Below are 15,080 nucleotides of genomic sequence, written 5' to 3' on the forward strand. Positions count from 1 at the left end.
GCGTATGGTAAAGCAGAGCCGCCACTATATCGAGGTAATTATCGCTCGACTCGACAAACCGGACTCAAGACCAACTTCAATGACTTGGGTCGGCTCTTCAACCAATCGTTCGCCTGTCCAATAGTCATACCAATAGACGGGCTGCTCGGCAGTCAATGTGACTTCCCTTGCAGGCTGCTGATAGTTAAACAGGCAATGGAGGTCATTGCGCTCTGTAATAGGCAAGAAGGCATGATGGAGGTTTAGCGCGGTAAATCGCGCACTCTCTTGGCAGTGTTTGTGTCGCAGTATCAGTTTGGATAGTGTCTGCTTTGCCCAAGGCGTGAGCTCAGGCAACGGGTCGCCCGAAAGCAGAAGACCTGAACTGGCCAACAGTACATTGCGGTGAAACTCGTAGCTTTGACGCTCTGCGGCTTGATTAGGCAGCGATACAAATGTCGCGCAGTCTGGGTCAATCTGCCACAGTTTGCGGTGCTGCCAACTGCGATAAAAGGTCTCTTTTGCGATCTGTTCAAATCGATGTTCATTGCGTTCGACATCGTCAGACACGCGCATCGCATCGACTAAACCAAGTGATGGCCACATCGGTGCGTTGCAACCTAGAATCCATGCGTCTCCTGCACCTTCGGCGATTGCTTCCATCCCCATTCGGTAAGCTTCGATACCCGTTGTCCCTGTCTGATAACGCTGACCTTTCAAAGTACCCCAATAGTTGGCATCCAACTTAAACAGCTCGATTCCCCACTCTTCACGCATGACGCGAACAACATGAGTTAAGTGCTCCTGCACCTCAGGGTTTGAAGTATCTAACACATACCATGGCGTACAACGCCATCCTGCGTAAGTGACTTCTTCGGCTTTAAGTAAGCGGCCATCTTGATATTCTACAAACCAATCAGGGTGTTGTTTGAACAACTCAGATTCAGGCTGAGCAATAAAAGGAGCTAGCCAAATTGCTGGCTTTTTGCCTTTTGCTTTGATTGCTTCAATGACAGCTCGAACTCCCGATGGAAATTTGTCCGAAGGTGTTAACCAATCCCCCATAAAGGCTTGATAACCATCGTCGAGCAAGACGTATTCAAGCTGCTTGGCATCGGCAGACATTACCTCGAGATTGTGATAGATGTTGTCTTGATTGACTTCAGCATAGTATGCGTACCATGAACACCATCCGATTGGAGCTTTAGCCTCAACGCCCGCTCGGACAGGGTGATGCTTCGCAATCAGCTTGGAATACTCTGTGTAAAGCTGAGACATGGAATCGCCTTGCAGGCACACAATCGACTCTAATTCCGTGGTAGACCAATCTTGAGGATAGGTTCCTTCGCCATCAATGTAAGCGCTGACTAACCAACGTCCTTCTTGCTCCTGTACTTCAAAGTAGCCCGCGAAGCGATGACACGAAGTGAAGCCAAACAGACTGTAGCCCAGAGAATCTTCAACCATAAGATAGTTGTAGTAGCGCTTGGGATCTTGGCTTGAGTAAATGCGATAGCTGGGAGAATTATCTGGACAACGACCTATATCGATTGGTTGCTCGATGGTGCCAGTCGTTTGGGCAAGCATTTGAAACCCGTCACCCAATATCGTTGCACTGCGTTCGAAATTAAACTCCGTCTGACACAGTAAAAAGCGATCATTGAACTTGTAGTTGCTCAGCCCCTGAAACAAGAAGTGCAGCTGATTATCTTTTTTTTTCGCGGTTATATCGTGATTGGGGATGACAACAAGGCGGCTATTGGCGAGTTCTACATGCAGGGCCATAACTGTGCTCTAAGACAAAGGAGTATCGGCACATTACAGCATTGGATATTTTTATTGTCTATTTAATCAAAAACACAAAGCCGTACAAGCTTCACATTTTTCCTTTTTATTGTGACCACCGCGAAGTCACAGGCAATAGAGGTATCGATAGAAGCGCGATGTACTTGTCTAAAACAGAAAAAACCCTCCAACTCCGGAGGGCGAAAAAGGCAGTGGATTATTGCGCTAAAAGCTTCCTGCTTTGATGGTAAACGGCCTGCAGAACAGGCCGTAAATTTTTGAGCCTAAACTTGATTAGAAGTCGTAAGCAACTTTGAAGAATGCAGCTAGGTCTTCGCTGCTGTCTTTCTCTTCTGATAGGTCAACACGGAAGTCAACTAGAGCAGATAGCTTGTTAGTGAACTGGTAAGTTGCACCGAAGTTAGTCCACTTAGTGTCTTCTGCATCAGAAGTGTATGCTTCAGATTGAGCGTAACCAACTGCTAGGTATAGTTTGTCGATTGTGTAGCCAGCAGATGCGCTGTAAAGCATTGAGTCATCGCCAGAGAATAGTTCGTGCTTAGCAATGTTTGCACCTAGCGCGATATCGCCTAGATTTACAACACCGTTTACAAGCATGATTTGCTCTAGATCGCCTTCAACATCGTTGTCTTCGTTCTTTTCGTAACCTGCGTTAACTTGGAACTGCTCGTTTTGGAAGCCAACGTAACCGTTGAAGCCTTTGTGGCCAGAAGCGTCTGCTTCACGGTCACCGTAGTAAGATACGCCGTATTTGAAGCCTTCTTTGATGCCTTCAAACTTAACGACTTGGTTAACGTCTGAAGCGTCAGATGCTGATGCACCGTACTCAACTGTTAGGTCTGCCGCACCGTCAACTGCGTCTAGTGCTGAATCAGCTGCGTAACCAACAGAAGCAACACCGAAACCAGTTTTGTAACCAACCCATGCATCGATTACAGTGAAAGACGCATCCATTGAAGAGTAGTTGTTGTCTAGGTCGAATTCACCTGCGAATTGGCCTAGTACGTTACCTTTTTGGTAGTTAACGAAAAGGTCAAAACCAGTTACGTCGTAGTTGTGGAATTCACGGTCTTCGCCATTCTCGTTTTTACGACCTTCTAGGTATTCACCACCAACAGCCACTTGACCGCCAACAGAGAATTCTTCACCAGATAGGATTAGGTCGATTAGAGATTCACGTGCACGCTCAGACGTTGTTTGGTTAACGTCTGCTGCGATTGCTGAACCCGCAACAAGAGAAAGAGCTACTGCTAATACTGTCTTTTTCATTTTTATTTGTTCCTATAAATTTTTATTTATGAGCGTCATCTACCACCTGCTCGCTCTGGTTGAGCAAATTATTCGCCCACCCAATAATTCACAAATAAAACAATCAAAAGAGATCTAATTGCATAGCCCGCAAATTAGCCAAAAACATAAATCAATATAAAAAATGAGCAATAAATAGGCTCAACAAGCCAATAAAAGAGACCTTTATCACAAATAAACTCAACAAAACCTAAAATCAACGTCAGGGGAACTTTTTCGTATCTTTGCGTTCTTCGGTAGTCATTTTCTCAATCTATGAGACGAAATATCACGTAAATACTCTCAGTCACATCATCGACTAGACTGAACAGAGAGCTTTTCAACGAGGATTAACGGATTGAGACACTGGTTATTTGTTGTTTCCCTGAGTTACTTACTGATGATCTCAACAGCATTTGCAGTTCCGTTAAAGGTCGCGCAGAGCAAATGGGCGCCCTATGTTATGGATTCACCAATTGGGAAAGGAATTGCTCACGACATCGTTATCGAGGGATTAACGCATTCCGGCTACAAATTTATCTATGAGCAGAAGCCTTGGCCAAGAGTGTTAAAAGAGACTTACTACGGTAAGAATGACGTGATTGTCGCTGTGTGGAAAAACGACGAACGAATGCGACACTACTATTTTACCGAGCCCTACATGAGCAATCACTTATCGGTAATATCGCGCTCTGAGGACACGGCTTTCACCTATCAGTCACCAGAGAGTTTAAATGGCCAGCGCGTCGCACTGATTGACAACTATGCCTACCCTCCAGAACTGCTTAACCACAAGGGAATCCAAAAGGTATCGTCAGCCAATCTGGAAACCAGTATCCGCTTACTGCTTTCGCAGCGTGTTGACGTCATCATTACCGATGAGTATGTGGCACGGTGGGTTGTTAAAGAGATGGGACTGCCGCTTAAGCGCTTAACCATTCATTCCACTCCATTTATTACCACTCCCCTATACGCCGCGGTTAGGAAAGACCATCCATACGCTCAACAGGTTGTGTACAGCCTGAACTATTATTTCAGAACTTATGCGCAAGAGCGTCTTCAGCAGCTCAAGATTAAATACGGATTGGAACAAGATGGAGACGGCAGACACAAAAAAACCAGCCCGTAGGCTGGTTTTTGTTCAATGCGATTGAGCTTACGCCACTTCGATTGGACCACCGAATGAAGTTACTGGCGGTACTTTGCCTGTGAACTTCTCGAAGTCTACGATACACGTGTTCGCAGACGTCGCCTGAGCTAGCTCAGAAGAACCGATATCTTGAGTCAGCGTGTTTGGATCGCCGTACGTACAGATAGCGCCTTCTTTCTCGTTCAGAGGACCGTACCACGCACCTTCTTCAATACGGATAACACCGCGTGGGTAGCTATCAGTCACAACTGCGCCCGCTAGAAGCTGACCACGATCGTTGAATACGCGTACTAAGTCACCATCTTTAATGCCTTTGGCTTTGGCATCAACTGGGTTGATGTAAACAGGCTCACGACCTTGAACTGCGTAAGTTGCACGGAACTCTTCCGATTCACACATCTGAGAGTGCAAACGCTTGTCTGGGTGACAAGATTGCAGCCAGTATGGGTGTGTATCAGAACCAGGACCACCGTGTGAACGCTCTGATTTCTCGAACCACATTGGGTGTTCTTGACAGTGTTCGTAACCGTAACGACCGATCTTACGAGACGTGATCTCGATGAAGCCAGAAGGTGTACCCAGTGGGTTAATTTCTGGATCTTGACGGAAGTCCGCGTGACGAACCCAAGGTTTACCTTGACCGAAGTCTAGTACGCTCTTCTCCCAGAACTCGTTGAATTCTGGCATTTCGAACTTACCTTTGTTCGCTGCACGACAATCGTTGTATAGGCTTTGGATCCACTCCATTTCGCTCATGCCACGTGTGTATTCATCACGACGGCCGAAGCGTTGAGTCAGTTCACTCATGATCTGGAAGTCAGGCTTAGATTGGAACAGAGGATCCACTAAGCGGTGCATCGCGATCAAACCTTTGCTTGAGTATGAACCGTATACGTCAATATCGTTACGTTCCCACTGAGTACATGCTGGAAGAACGATATCAGAGAAACGACACGTTGCAGTCCAAGCGAACTCAACCGTTACCACAGTCTGTAGCTTCTTGAATGCTTTCTTCATGCGGTTACGATCTTGGTGGTGGTGCCAAGGGTTGTTACCCGAGATAACCATCATCTTGAAGTCAGGCAGTTTTACTTTACCGCCGTTGTAGCGGATCTCTTTACCTGGTTCTAGTAGACAGTCGATCCAACGCGCAACCGGGATCGTGCGGCTGTAACCGTTAAAGTCGTTGTTGTCCCATTTAGGCTTCATACCTTGGTCAAGGTTACGTGGGAAACCACCAGGGCCAGCAAAACCAGTAGAAGGAACACCAATACTTGAGTAGTGGTGACCGTAAGAGATACCACCGCCAGGTAGACCGATTTGGCCAACCATTGCTGCAATAACCGCTGCTGCCCAGTAAGGTTGCTCACCGTGTTCTTGACGCTGGATACACCAACCCATCAGGATCTGTGTACGACCGCTTACAAGCATACGAGCAAATTCACGGATCTTGTCGGCTTTAACGCCACAGATCTCAGCCGCCCACTCAGGAGTCTTAACCACTTTGTCTTTGGTTTCACCCTGAACGTACTGGATGAACTCGTCAAAACCTAGACAGTAAGTTTCGATGAACTTCTTGTCATATAGATCTTCGTTGTACAGCACGTGAGCAACAGCCAGCATGAATGCTACGTCTGTCATTGGGTTGATGTACAGGTGATCATTCTCTAGGTAACGCTGAGTCTTGTTCTTAACTGGGTCAACAGAAAGTACGTTGATCTCGCCTTTTGCTACTTTCTCTTTCAGTTGAGCTAGGTAGTCAAAAGATTCGTGCGTTTCACAGTTCCAACCTACTTGCAGGTTCTTCACTGGGTCGTTTGCCCAAAGAACAATGTTATCTGCGTTTTCTAGGATTTCAGACCAAGAAGTACCTTGTGCGTATACTTCTGTTGAACCTAGAACGTAAGGCAGGATGGTTTGACCCGCACCTGTTGAGTAGTCACCCACTTTAGTAATGAAGTTACCATGCATACCAACAGCACGCTGCATGTGCGCAGTACAGTTGTTGAATGCACCAGTTTGGTTCCAACCGGTTTGACCCGCGTGTAGAGCCCATGGGCCGTAATCTTTTTGCACACGTTCTAGTTCACGGTAGAACAGGTCAAGTGCTTCATCCCAAGTAACGCGGATAAAACGGTTGTCACCACGTGTATCTGCGCTGTACTTGTGCTTCTTCAACCAATCTAGACGTACCATTGGGTAACGAACACGTGATGGGCTGTAGATGATGCCCTTGATGCCGTTCAACATCTCTGTTGGGTTTTTATCAAGCTCAAGTGGTTTGATTTCTTGAACTTTACCCGCGTAGATGTGGGCGCGGAATGCGCCCCAGTGTGAACCTGAAACCTTCCAAGTACCTGTAGACTCAGCCGCACTTGCAGATGCTGATGCCAATAAGCTTGGACCGATTACTGATGCTGCACTTGTTGTTGCAACACCTTTAAGAAAACTTCTTCGTGAAATAGCCATTTAATTTACTCCAATCCGACGCTTATTAGTGGTGGCCTTCAGCATAATCTGAAGAGTGTTTCTGTAGGTACTTCAAGATCAGTGCTTCGCTGTCTGTATCTAGGTTAACGAATGCAAGCATACCGTCAAACATACCAGGCCATGTGTTCGCATCGAAGTGCGCTTCGTCAGGCTGCGTGTGACATACAGAACAGTTGGTTTTGTATGCTTCCGCTGATTTTTCCCATACAGGCGTAATATCGTTCAGCATAGATTCTTTCTTGATCCATACTTTCGCCGCCACTTTTTCCCATGGAAGACCAGTTAGCTCATCCACTTTTTGCTCGCCAGTTGTAACAACGTTGCTGTCTGTTGATGCTTCTTTAAGTAGAGAAGCGACCGCAATGTTCTTACCAAAGTCTTCTTGGATTACACGACCAAAGCCTTTCGCTTTACGCCAGCCGTCAATTTCGATTTCCGCGTAGTCACCTTTGTCAGCAATCACTTTCACTGAAGATGCCGGGTTTAGTAGACCAGCTTCAGTAGTACCTTCAGCATCGAAGTAAATAGGAAGGTGACGCACGCTCACTAGCGTTTGACCAACGTCGTAGTTAGTGTTCGAAGCTAGACCTTCAAGGTCACCAACGATACCGCCAATGCTGTCCATGCCAGCTGGAAGTTTGTGCGCGATACCTTTGTGACAATCAACACAGCTTTGATCTTTCTCTGCTGCCTGCTTCATTTGGATGCGAGCAGTAGGAGACATTTGCTCGAAATCCATCGATTCGTAGTTGTGACAGTTTTTACACTCTAGAGATTTGTTTGCAGAGAAACGATCCCATTCGTGTTTTGCAAGTTCGATACGGCGCTCTTCAAACGCACCTGGTTCATCGTAGTTACCAAATACTTGAGCGAATACTTCTTTAGAAGCCTGCATCTTACGTGCAATCTTATCTGTCCAGTTATGAGGAACGTGACAGTCAGGACACGTAGCACGTACACCAGAGTGGTTTTTCCAGTGAACCGTTTCTTGCAGTTCCACGTATACATTGTCACGCATGGTGTGACAGCTAATACAGAACTCTTCTGTGTTGGTCGCTTCCAGTGCGGTGTTAAAGCCACCCCAGAAAATAACACCAGCAATAAAGCCGCCCATAGTCAGCACACCTAAGCTGATATGAACTGCCGGGCGTGTCATGGTGCGCCACAGCTTGATGATAAATGATTTCATAGTTTGCTCTCTTAAAATCTGTTCAAAAATGTGGAAATGAGCTCACGGCTTACAGGCCGTGTGCACCTGGAGGTCCAAAGAAGAAAACTTGTAGTGCCCATACAAGGAATCCGTAACCACCAACAAATGCCACACTCAACACAGGGAAGAGAACGACTGCGATGAAGAGGAATGATTTCCACTCCAGTGAGCGTTTTTCACCACTCTCAATTTTATTAACATCACTCATACATTTGCCTATTTTGTATCTAGTGTTATTGGGTAGCTTTTCAAAGCAAGCTTAATTTTTTTACAATCTCTAATAAGAAATGTTAGACCATACTCTTAGTAAGGTTCAATCTATAGATCGTCTCTCAACCTTGTTATTCAATACTTTTTTGAGCTCATCCAGAGATGTGTTTAATTAACATTTGATGTGTTAGATTGCATTGAAATATGAAAAAATATTAACAGTAAACACTCTGTTAAAATAGAAACAACTTTACAACAATTGAGTAAAATCCGCTTAATTAAACAGTGTATGAAGCACGCATTTTTCACCAAAACTCTGCCGCTTTGTTACTTGTGTACACCGCGGTTTGTTAAAAAAATGTTCTATTTTCCACCCACTGCATTTCTAATGCTCGCCGTATAACCTCTCTTCAAATCAAGGTAATATGTAAACAAAGCGACTATTACTGCGGAGAAAATGGAGCTCATCATGAACGCTGTCGTCGACATACCGTGGCCACTATTGATCTTGTTTGGTGCAACGCTATTGGTTCCATTAGCAATCAATTACTACTACCAATTAGGTATAGCAAAAGACACGGCCATCGGTGTGTTAAGGATGGGAATACAGCTCACTTTAGTTGGCGTCTATTTAGAGTTTTTGTTCCAGCTCGACAGTATGACTGTCAACTTGTTGTGGCTTGCTGTGATGATCATGATAGGGTCAAGCTCGATACTGGATAAGGCAAGGCTTCCAAAACAACGACTTTTTCTCCCTGTGGTAGGAGGGTTAGTCGTTGGTTTAGCGCCCGTTTTGCTTCTCATTTGCCTAGCGATTGTTCGACCTACCCCACTGTACAATGCCCAATACGTCATTCCACTCGCGGGTATGTTGCTTGGCAATTCGCTAGGGGGCAACATCGTCGCTTTACAGAATTTTTTCTCCGCACTTGAAGAACGAAAGTCAGAATATGAAGCGGCAATTGCACTTGGCGCGAGCGTGAGGTTTGCGACGTTGCCATTTTTGAGAGAAGCGATTCGAAAATCGCTCGCCCCTACCCTTGCCTCGATGACGACGAGCGGATTAGTCACACTACCGGGGATGATGACAGGTCAAATACTTGGCGGGGCGAACCCTATTGTCGCCATTAAGTATCAGATTATGATCATGATTGCGATTTTCGTCATGATGTCCGTATCAATCACGATTTGCTTAAATTTGACTGTGCGCCGAGGCATTCATCCCCACGGCCTCGTCATGATAAAGCCACTCTCAAACAAATAAGATCACCTTCTATCTTGAACCAAATGATCTTATCCACAGAATCTGTGGATAACAGTGGTGATACCTCTTTCAATCTGAGTAGCTATCACCCTTCAAGCGTTCTTAAACAATAAAACCCTTTGCAAACACACACATATAAATTAATTCAGAACGCGTAATAATTTCGTCATACCGCCAACTTAGATTGATTTCTAATCAAACAAGGAGGGGCAGCCATGAAATTTGATAGCACAAAGGATCAAACCTTTAATCAAGGTCATCGTGATGAAGAAATGCACAATTGGCTCTGGGATGAGCCTGAACACATAGTGAACGCCGAGGAGTTTGGTCTGGTGGAGTGATGATAAGTGTTCCGAAGCACTGTACTGTGCTTCGGAAAAAGGAAGGGGTTAATCTCGCAGATAGATGAGCCAGTACCACATCCCGACAAACAGTCCACCACCGATGATATTACCTAACGTCACAGGGATCAGGTTGTTAAGAATAAAGTCAATTAAATTCAAGTCAGCGTAGTCAGCAATATTCGCGCCGGTCATCTGCCAAAACTCTGCAGGCGCGAAGTTTTTGATCCCGATGGCCATCGGCACTTGGAACATGTTTGCGATACAGTGTTCAAAACCCGCAGAGACAAACATCGCGACAGGCAAAATCATCACCGCTATTTTATCGGTTAGAGTCCGACCGCTGAACGTCATCCACACGGCAATACACACCAAAACGTTACACATAATGCCTAGCGCGACAGCCGAGATAAACGTATGGTGTAACTTATGTTGAGAAATGCTCATCGCGTTTAAGCCAACTTGACCATGGTCAAACATGTACTGCTTGGTAAGAAGCATGCACGCCACTAGCAACAATGCACCAACCAGGTTGCCTCCATAGACCACTGCCCAGTTTTTAAACAAGCATCGCCATGTGATCTTACCGCTCGCGCGAGCCACTAACGTTAGGACCGAGCTAGTAAAGAGCTCTCCGCCAGTGACCACCACCAGAATCAATCCTAAGCTAAATGCTAACCCACCAAGTAAACGTGATATCCCCCAAGGAATATCGCCAGCGCCAGTGGTGACAATGGTATAAAAAACGAAAGCGATACCAATGTGGATACCCGCAGATATCGCAAGAAGAAACGACTTCATCGGATCTTTAGTCGCTTTATCAACGCCGATCTCAGCCGCACGTTCAGCTACTTGAGGCGGTAGCAGTGAATCAAATTGGTTAAGGTTCATCAGATTAACATCTTGAAACATGTGGAATAGTGGGCGCGGATAATTACTCGAAATGTGCTCAATTTCAAGCGTTAAATCTCATCAAAAGATAGATAGTCATTTATCTTATAAAAAGTTTAATCATTGAGACATTGTTCTTAGACTAAAAATAGATAAAACAGGCCAAAGCGATAGATATAAAAAACCCAAATTTCAATAAGTTACAAAATGAAAAACGCCTACCCACCTTCCTGCCATAGACTTTAGTCTAATTTCTTATATGGAACCTTTGTTTTATACACTTTTCGCATTATTAGATTTCATTTTTCATGCCTATCGCCCCACAACGAACAACTGCAACGGTTACCTGTTAAGCTTTGTTGTGGCTCAAATGCTGAGCGAATTTGTTCAAATAAAATCGATTTTTATGCCGTAGATAACACTTCTCTGTTAATTGAATTGCCGCTGCATAGCACCAGAACTAAGGTAACCGTATTGATTCGTAAAGGTATTAATTATGAAGTACACACAAGACCATATCGCTGAACTTAACTTATTGCTTCAATTCGATTTAAGCAGTGCGGCAACAGGCATCAAAGTTCACCACGATGCATCAGAGGAAATGCAAGCCGCTGTCGCTCGCCTATATGCTAAAGGCCTATGTACATTACCTGATGGTGGATATCTAACCGACGAGGGAATCGAAGTCGCTGAACATGCTGACAAGATTTTGCGCGTACTCTCGAGCCAATAAAAACTCATTGCAAGCGTTTAGGGGAAGTTGTGTTCAATAGGCGAGCTTCGATGCTTTCTATGTCGATTTGCCTTAAACCTTGATTGAATATACGACGCCAACTGTGCCCTTCAGGGGTGTTTTTAAACGCTAAATACAGATGCTTCACTTCTAATAGTTGGCGGTTCATTTCTACTCGACTCTGAAGCACTTCTCTCCGAGGATCGATCTCAATGAGGTAACGCAGTACATTGGCATCGATCACCGCTAATTCGACTCTGCCTTTGGCAACTTTGTAAATGTTGAGAATGTCATTCTCTGCCGCTTCAACACTGAGCTCTCCTTTTTCCACTAAGGCATCGAAGGCTTGCGTGTTGATATAGCCTTGGACAACACCAATCCGGTAATCAGATAAATCAATCAACTCTGACCACAATATTGGCCTCTCCCTATTTTGCACAAAGCCTAATGGTCCAGAGCCAATAGAATCAGAGAAAACAAAATCCTCAGTTTCAAACGCATATTCAGGAAAATAACCAATATACTTTTCCCTCTTTGATGCCGTGGTTACCGTCCTGACCCAAGGTTTAAACTCTACAACGAGTTCATACCCCATCACCGCAAACGCTTCACGTGCGATGGCGACTGAGAGTCCATTCTCAACAAGTGTCTCTCCAGAATACGGCGGCCAATCAAGCGATGTCATATAGACTTTTTGCGCTTGAGCACTACTACACATAAAGAATAGAACTAGCCACCACTTCATTCTCTTCTCCCTCAAACCGATTCCTTACTATAAGGATAGGCTCAGAGCGTCAATAATCTAGCGACTTACATTGATAAAGCGGTATGGTTGATATCGATCGTAGAACCAATTAAACCCTGTTGCATAAATGAAAAAGAACACCAAAAACCCAGCCTCTAACAATAAAGCATCAATGATGGAGATATCGAGGAACCAAGCAATACTCGGTACCGTGATAAATATCAAACCACCTTCAAATCCCGCGGTATGTCCGATGCGAAGCTTCAACGATCGCTGCTCTCTATCACCACCAAAACAGCGATCAAATAAGATGTTGTATTGGTAATTCCAAACAACGGTAAATAAGCTTAAACCAATCCCCACCATGGCAAGATCGCTCGCTCCCTTTCCTGTAACAACCGCAGACGCTGGAACCAGTATCGCTAAAGCGACCATTTCAAACAGCACAGCGTGAAAAACTCTTTCTTTGGATTTCATTGTATCTCTCACAATAAGTTTGCAATCATTTGCGACTATTATCATGAGTAATTATGATGGAATATAGTTAGGTACTATCAGTATTAAAGATATGTTTAGCATTGAACAACTCCAAGCGTTTGTTGCCACGGTCGAGAGCGGCTCGTTTTCCGCTGCGGCTCGCTCATTAAACAAAGTGCAGTCTGCCATCAGTCAACACATCATCAACCTCGAAATAGACAGTGGTTTCGATCTCTTTGATCGAACGGGTCGATACCCTGTGTTAACCAACGAGGGACAGCAGTTGCTACCTCACGCTAGAGCAACGTTGCAGCAGCACGACAGGCTAAAACAAAGTGCTGAGCAGATATTCAATCAAGAGCAAACTAATCTATCTATCGCAATTGATGAAGGCATTCCGACTTCACAGCTCTATGGAGCGATCCATCGCCTTCTGGATCGTTATCCAGGAGTGAGCTTTGAGTTCTTAGCCGCCTCTAGCGTTGATGTGATCGAACTAGTGGTATCAAAACGAGCGACGACTGGGATCTTGTTTTCGGAGCTGGATCTTCCCGTCGGTATCGATTTTGAATCGGTGGGGAGTATTGAGTTTGATGTTTACGTCTCGAGCCAACATGAGCTGGCCAAAGCGACCTCACCAAACCTTGAAAACTTAACCTTACACCGTCAGCTGCTGATACGTTCTAAAACCGCGAAAACGAGCAGTTTTCAAAAAGCTTACAGCCCAAATGTTTGGTATGCTGACAACTACTACATCCTTATGGACCTGATTAATCGAGGGTTTGGTTGGGGAGTACTACCTACTCACATGGTCAAACCCTTATTGGATACGGGGGACGTGGTTCGTGTTCCCGTAGAGTTCGAGAGACTGACTTGGCATGCGAACGTCGATGTTATCCAGCACCCTAGCTGCAGCGCTTTACCTATTCACAAGATGCTACGCAGTGAAATACGCGATTTAATTACAGGGAGTGAAATGTGAAAACGATTACTGTCATTGGAGGGGGCTGGCTTGGCCGACCTCTGGCACACTACCTCGAGACGATTGGACATAAAGTTTACGTCAGCAAAACAACCGTCGAAGGTGTAAAAACGCTACAAGAAGAAGCGCTTAACGCTTTTCACTGCGATCTAAATGAGGCTGAAGACGCCTTTGTCTCACACCTGCAAAACCAAGCGCCCGACATTGTGATTGGTTGTTTCCCTCCGGGCTTTCGCGCTGGAGGTGGTCAGCAGTATGCAGAACATTGGCGCAAGCTTGTTCATGCCTGTCAAACAGCAAACGTGGGCAAAGTTGTCATGGTGAGTTCAACGACGGTTTATCCAAGTACGGCAGAATCTATGTCTGAAGAACACGCATCGTTAACACTCAGTGAACAGCACGATTCGTTCAGCGAGAAAGCCAAAATCATGTTACTCGCCGAGCAGTATGTCAAAGACTCAGGACTGAAATTTGCCATCGTGCGGTGCAGTGGTCTCGTTGGCCCTGATCGACATCCTTCTCGTTTCGCTCCAAGGCTAAAGCAGGTCAGCGATCTCGCTCCTGCAAACATGCTCCACCTAACAGACGCGATTGGGGCGGTCAGCTTTGTCTCAACGCTAGATAAAAATGTCGTGGTCAACGCAACAACCCCTAACACGGTGAGCAAGGCTGAGTTTTATCAAGCTGCTCTAGATAACGTTGGTGCAACCGACCCTTTACCACCTATCGTTTCTATCGCCGATAAACTGATTTTGGCTGATTCACTACTGGAACTTGGCTACCGCTTCCACCATCAACACACTCTTGAGTTGGTTTGAACCATAAGGACGTCCTTTGAAGCTATATCAACATATAGAACAACTGTGGTCGTATATGCAGCTCGGACACAAACTGCAAGTCTCTGACTGTATCTTCGTGCTCGGCAGCAATGACTTGCGTGTCGCGGAATACGCAGCACAGCTTTATCTTGATGGATGGGCGAAGACGTTGATTTTCTCTGGAGGTGTTGGACGGCTTACCGACGGCGTCTTCGATAAATCTGAAGCGGAGACCTTCGCAGACATTGCAAAAGATATGGGCGTTCCGAGCAATGCCATTATTGTCGAAAACAAAGCGACCAACACCGGAGAGAATGTCCTTTATACTGCCTCGTTGTTAAACCAACTTGGTCACCGCTTTTCTTCCTTCATACTTGTCCAAAAGCCTTATATGGAAAGAAGAACGTATGCGACATTTATAAAGCAATGGCCCGGTGTTTTAGAGCGTTTTTGTGTCACCTCACCCCGTATTGAGTTTAGTGACTACTTTAACGACGATATCGACCTCGATACCACTGTGCGAGCAATGTTGGGGGACTTCGACCGAATCAAGCGTTACCCTGCGATGGGCTATCAAATTGAGCAAGAAATCCCTGACAGCATTGAAATGTCATTCAAAGCCTTAAGAGCCGTGTTTCACGACAATGATTAGAGAAATGAAAAAGCCAGAGTAAATACTCTAATGCCGATCAGTTAA

General features: G+C 45.3%; 15 protein-coding genes. 7 read left to right on the top strand and 8 right to left on the bottom strand.

Annotated features, from left to right (window positions below):
- Positions 1-24: 24 nt before the first annotated feature.
- Together RJ47_RS16325 and RJ47_RS16330 are read right to left on the bottom strand one after the other, a co-directional pair.
- Positions 25-1,764, bottom strand: coding sequence for a glycoside hydrolase family 36 protein (locus RJ47_RS16325; protein WP_039485221.1), 1,740 nt, complete (start codon positions 1,762-1,764; stop codon positions 25-27).
- A 294-nt stretch (positions 1,765-2,058) separates the two neighbouring features.
- Positions 2,059-3,054: a porin gene (locus RJ47_RS16330; protein WP_038138824.1), complete on the bottom strand. Its 996-nt coding sequence runs from the start codon at positions 3,052-3,054 to the stop codon at positions 2,059-2,061.
- 418 nt (positions 3,055-3,472) lie between these two features.
- Between RJ47_RS16330 and RJ47_RS16335 the strand changes: the two genes are divergently transcribed.
- On the top strand, positions 3,473-4,201 hold the full coding sequence (locus RJ47_RS16335; RefSeq protein ID WP_052132388.1) for a substrate-binding periplasmic protein: 729 nt from the start codon (positions 3,473-3,475) through the stop codon (positions 4,199-4,201).
- Positions 4,202-4,228: 27 nt separating this feature from the next.
- Here the strand turns inward: RJ47_RS16335 and torA are convergent, their stop codons facing one another.
- Genes torA through torE form a run of 3 tightly spaced genes read right to left on the bottom strand, consistent with a single transcriptional unit; the run spans position 4,229 to position 8,130 of the window.
- Positions 4,229-6,691: a trimethylamine-N-oxide reductase TorA gene (torA, locus tag RJ47_RS16340; RefSeq protein ID WP_039485223.1), complete on the bottom strand. Its 2,463-nt coding sequence runs from the start codon at positions 6,689-6,691 to the stop codon at positions 4,229-4,231.
- A gap of 25 nt (positions 6,692-6,716) precedes the next feature.
- Positions 6,717-7,901: a pentaheme c-type cytochrome TorC gene (gene torC, locus RJ47_RS16345; protein WP_039478488.1), complete on the bottom strand. Its 1,185-nt coding sequence runs from the start codon at positions 7,899-7,901 to the stop codon at positions 6,717-6,719.
- A 49-nt stretch (positions 7,902-7,950) separates the two neighbouring features.
- Positions 7,951-8,130, bottom strand: coding sequence for a trimethylamine N-oxide reductase system protein TorE (gene torE / locus RJ47_RS16350; RefSeq protein WP_005470508.1), 180 nt, complete (start codon positions 8,128-8,130; stop codon positions 7,951-7,953).
- Positions 8,131-8,601: 471 nt separating this feature from the next.
- On the opposite strand from torE, the gene RJ47_RS16355 reads away from it, so the two are divergent.
- Both RJ47_RS16355 and RJ47_RS21600 read left to right on the top strand, forming a co-directional pair.
- Entirely contained in the window at positions 8,602-9,396 is a 795-nt protein-coding gene (locus RJ47_RS16355) for an ABC transporter permease (RefSeq protein WP_038212990.1), read from the top strand.
- Positions 9,397-9,611: 215 nt separating this feature from the next.
- Complete coding sequence (locus RJ47_RS21600) at positions 9,612-9,737, top strand: hypothetical protein (RefSeq protein WP_005470556.1); 126 nt, start codon at positions 9,612-9,614, stop codon at positions 9,735-9,737.
- A 48-nt stretch (positions 9,738-9,785) separates the two neighbouring features.
- Here the strand turns inward: RJ47_RS21600 and focA are convergent, their stop codons facing one another.
- Entirely contained in the window at positions 9,786-10,628 is an 843-nt protein-coding gene (gene focA / locus RJ47_RS16360; protein WP_005470547.1) for a formate transporter FocA, read from the bottom strand.
- Between the two features lie 496 nt (positions 10,629-11,124).
- On the opposite strand from focA, the gene RJ47_RS16365 reads away from it, so the two are divergent.
- Positions 11,125-11,361 carry a TIGR02647 family protein gene (locus RJ47_RS16365; RefSeq protein WP_005470448.1) on the top strand — a complete coding sequence of 79 codons (237 nt, stop codon included), beginning with the start codon at positions 11,125-11,127 and terminating at the stop codon, positions 11,359-11,361.
- A gap of 4 nt (positions 11,362-11,365) precedes the next feature.
- On the opposite strand, the gene RJ47_RS16370 is transcribed toward RJ47_RS16365, so the two are convergent.
- Together RJ47_RS16370 and RJ47_RS16375 are read right to left on the bottom strand one after the other, a co-directional pair.
- Complete coding sequence (locus RJ47_RS16370; RefSeq protein WP_038189560.1) at positions 11,366-12,106, bottom strand: substrate-binding periplasmic protein; 741 nt, start codon at positions 12,104-12,106, stop codon at positions 11,366-11,368.
- A 57-nt stretch (positions 12,107-12,163) separates the two neighbouring features.
- A complete protein-coding gene (locus tag RJ47_RS16375) occupies positions 12,164-12,583 on the bottom strand; it encodes a PACE efflux transporter (protein ID WP_038138838.1) in 420 nt (139 codons plus the stop codon).
- Positions 12,584-12,674: 91 nt separating this feature from the next.
- On the opposite strand from RJ47_RS16375, the gene RJ47_RS16380 reads away from it, so the two are divergent.
- From RJ47_RS16380 to RJ47_RS16390, 3 genes are read left to right on the top strand one after another with little or no spacing between them, the layout of a single operon-like run.
- On the top strand, positions 12,675-13,565 hold the full coding sequence (locus RJ47_RS16380; RefSeq protein WP_039478481.1) for a LysR family transcriptional regulator: 891 nt from the start codon (positions 12,675-12,677) through the stop codon (positions 13,563-13,565).
- Positions 13,562-14,383, top strand: a complete 822-nt coding sequence (locus RJ47_RS16385; RefSeq protein WP_039485227.1) for an NAD-dependent epimerase/dehydratase family protein — start codon at positions 13,562-13,564, stop codon at positions 14,381-14,383. The genes RJ47_RS16380 and RJ47_RS16385 overlap by 4 nt, the downstream gene beginning before the upstream one ends.
- 55 nt (positions 14,384-14,438) lie before the next feature.
- On the top strand, positions 14,439-15,035 hold the full coding sequence (locus RJ47_RS16390) for a YdcF family protein (protein ID WP_052237968.1): 597 nt from the start codon (positions 14,439-14,441) through the stop codon (positions 15,033-15,035).
- Positions 15,036-15,080: the final 45 nt, after the last annotated feature.

It is taken from the genome of Vibrio sinaloensis, assembly GCF_000808535.1.
In the GTDB taxonomy this organism is placed as follows: Bacteria; Pseudomonadota; Gammaproteobacteria; order Enterobacterales; family Vibrionaceae; genus Vibrio; species Vibrio sinaloensis_D.

Coding starts and splice junctions, on each gene's coding strand:
- RJ47_RS16380 (WP_039478481.1), top strand. CDS start 12,675: ATGTTTAGCATTGAACAACTCCAAGCGTTTGTTGCCACGGTCGAGAGC.
- torA (WP_039485223.1), bottom strand. CDS start 6,691: ATGGCTATTTCACGAAGAAGTTTTCTTAAAGGTGTTGCAACAACAAGT.
- torE (WP_005470508.1), bottom strand. CDS start 8,130: ATGAGTGATGTTAATAAAATTGAGAGTGGTGAAAAACGCTCACTGGAG.
- RJ47_RS16335 (WP_052132388.1), top strand. CDS start 3,473: ATGATCTCAACAGCATTTGCAGTTCCGTTAAAGGTCGCGCAGAGCAAA.
- RJ47_RS16370 (WP_038189560.1), bottom strand. CDS start 12,106: ATGAAGTGGTGGCTAGTTCTATTCTTTATGTGTAGTAGTGCTCAAGCG.
- RJ47_RS21600 (WP_005470556.1), top strand. CDS start 9,612: ATGAAATTTGATAGCACAAAGGATCAAACCTTTAATCAAGGTCATCGT.
- RJ47_RS16365 (WP_005470448.1), top strand. CDS start 11,125: ATGAAGTACACACAAGACCATATCGCTGAACTTAACTTATTGCTTCAA.
- torC (WP_039478488.1), bottom strand. CDS start 7,901: ATGAAATCATTTATCATCAAGCTGTGGCGCACCATGACACGCCCGGCA.
- RJ47_RS16375 (WP_038138838.1), bottom strand. CDS start 12,583: ATGAAATCCAAAGAAAGAGTTTTTCACGCTGTGCTGTTTGAAATGGTC.
- RJ47_RS16330 (WP_038138824.1), bottom strand. CDS start 3,054: ATGAAAAAGACAGTATTAGCAGTAGCTCTTTCTCTTGTTGCGGGTTCA.
- focA (WP_005470547.1), bottom strand. CDS start 10,628: ATGAACCTTAACCAATTTGATTCACTGCTACCGCCTCAAGTAGCTGAA.
- RJ47_RS16390 (WP_052237968.1), top strand. CDS start 14,439: ATGCAGCTCGGACACAAACTGCAAGTCTCTGACTGTATCTTCGTGCTC.
- RJ47_RS16355 (WP_038212990.1), top strand. CDS start 8,602: ATGAACGCTGTCGTCGACATACCGTGGCCACTATTGATCTTGTTTGGT.
- RJ47_RS16325 (WP_039485221.1), bottom strand. CDS start 1,764: ATGGCCCTGCATGTAGAACTCGCCAATAGCCGCCTTGTTGTCATCCCC.